Genomic DNA, 1,115 nt, shown 5'->3' with positions numbered 1-1,115 from the left:
GTCGGTGCGGGGCCAGGTGACCGCCGCGAGGCCCGCGAGGGTGGTCAGCACCGCCACGATCAACACCAGCAGGGGCAGGGCGTACGGGGACCGGGCCGCGGCGGCGCGACGGGGCGTACGGCGCAGCTCGTGGCGGATCTGCTCGGCCTCGGTGGCCAGGGCGGAGGCGTCGTCGGGCACGACCACCCGGCCCCACTCGGGCGGCAGGTCGGGCAGTCCGGGGCCGTCTGCGTCGGGCTTGCCCATCGCACCCCCAGGGACGTCTCGGCGAGCGGACAGCGGCTCGGCCTCCAGCGTCCCGCACGGGGCCGGCTGCCGCTACACCTGGGCGCGTACCCGCCCGGCGGGCTACCATGGGAGGAGCGCATAGCCCTTGATCTCGACGTTCGCGTCACTCGTGCCGGGACGTCATCCAAGCGTTACGGAGCGTGGTCAAACCACCGGTTTGGCAGCCTGTCAAGCTGAAGAAATACCTCTCACAGGGCCCCTGAGCTGCGCCAACGGTCAGGGCAGCGGTGAGACATCGGTGCCTGAGCGTGTTACCCTAGACACAGCGAAAGGGGTTTCGAACCTATGGTTTTCAGTGTCGGCGAGACCGTTGTTTACCCCCACCACGGGGCCGCACTCATCGAGGCAATCGAGACTCGGGTCATCAAGGGCGAGCCTAAGCAATACCTCGTCCTGAGGGTCGCACAGGGTGACCTGACGGTCCGGGTGCCCGCCGAGAACGCCGAGATCGTGGGTGTGCGCGAGGTGGTCGGCGAAGAGGGCCTCGGCAAGGTCTTCGACGTGCTCCGTGCACCGCACACCGAGGAGCCGACCAACTGGTCGCGGCGTTACAAGGCGAATCTGGAGAAGCTGGCCTCCGGTAACCCGCTGAAGGTCGCCGAGGTCGTGCGCGACCTGTGGCGCCGGGAGCGGGAGCGGGGTCTTTCCGCGGGTGAGAAGCGCATGCTGGCGAAGGCCCGCGACATTCTCGTCGGCGAGGTCGCGCTGGCTGAGAAGAGCACCAAGGACGAGGCGGAGACGCTGCTCGACAAGGTCCTCACCGAGGCCTAGTCCCCACAGCATCGTCGTACCCGATTCGTGGCGAACAAACCACCGAGGACCGCGAC

Annotated in this window: 2 protein-coding genes; one reads left to right on the top strand and one right to left on the bottom strand. The window is 68.4% G+C overall.

From position 1 onward, the window contains the following. Positions 1-246: hypothetical protein (locus AB0B91_RS66415; RefSeq protein WP_358343340.1), on the bottom strand; the 246-nt coding region annotated here is incomplete at its 3' end. Positions 247-573: 327 nt separating this feature from the next. On the opposite strand from AB0B91_RS66415, the gene AB0B91_RS66410 reads away from it, so the two are divergent. Next, positions 574-1,059 (top strand): CarD family transcriptional regulator, encoded by a 486-nt coding sequence (locus tag AB0B91_RS66410; protein ID WP_007073334.1) that lies wholly within the window; start codon positions 574-576, stop codon positions 1,057-1,059. Positions 1,060-1,115: the final 56 nt, after the last annotated feature.

The sequence above is a fragment of the Nonomuraea sp. NPDC049141 genome (assembly GCF_040648415.1).
GTDB lineage: Bacteria > Actinomycetota > Actinomycetes > Streptosporangiales > Streptosporangiaceae > Nonomuraea.
This window is presented reverse-complemented; position numbering and strand designations above follow the sequence as displayed.

What these genes read in the sequence shown, in the direction of transcription:
- AB0B91_RS66410 (WP_007073334.1), top strand. Translation starts at nt 574, where the DNA reads ATGGTTTTCAGTGTCGGCGAGACCGTTGTTTACCCCCACCACGGGGCC.